The sequence below is a fragment of the Paenibacillus xylanexedens genome, from assembly GCF_007680605.1.
GTDB classification, from domain to species: domain Bacteria; phylum Bacillota; class Bacilli; order Paenibacillales; family Paenibacillaceae; genus Paenibacillus; species Paenibacillus xylanexedens_B.
On the sequence record NZ_VEIO01000078.1, the window covers coordinates 1 to 297 of the forward strand.

Below are 297 nucleotides of genomic sequence, written 5' to 3' on the forward strand. Positions count from 1 at the left end.
CAGCTTGGCATCAAGATGAGTTACAATGCGTCGGAACATCGTAGAGCTAACATTGAACGAGTCATCAGCCGATTGGAGATGATTCTAGAGCAGATCGCTGAAACGCCGGATATGCGGCTGGAGGAAATCGAGCTGGCCAGCGAGGCAGAGAAGCGTCAGTTGCTGGAAACATTTAACGATACGAAGGCGGAGTATCCAAAAGATCAAACGATTCACACATTGTTTGAGGAGCAGGCAGATCGAACACCGGAAGCGGTGGCGGTTGTCTTCGAGGCTGTGCAACTGACGTATGGAGAG

1 protein-coding gene is annotated in these 297 nt (G+C 50.8%); it reads left to right on the plus strand.

Annotated features, from left to right (window positions below):
• A partial coding sequence (locus FS818_RS28465; protein WP_145336764.1) for a condensation domain-containing protein occupies positions 1 to 297 on the plus strand: 297 nt, incomplete at both ends.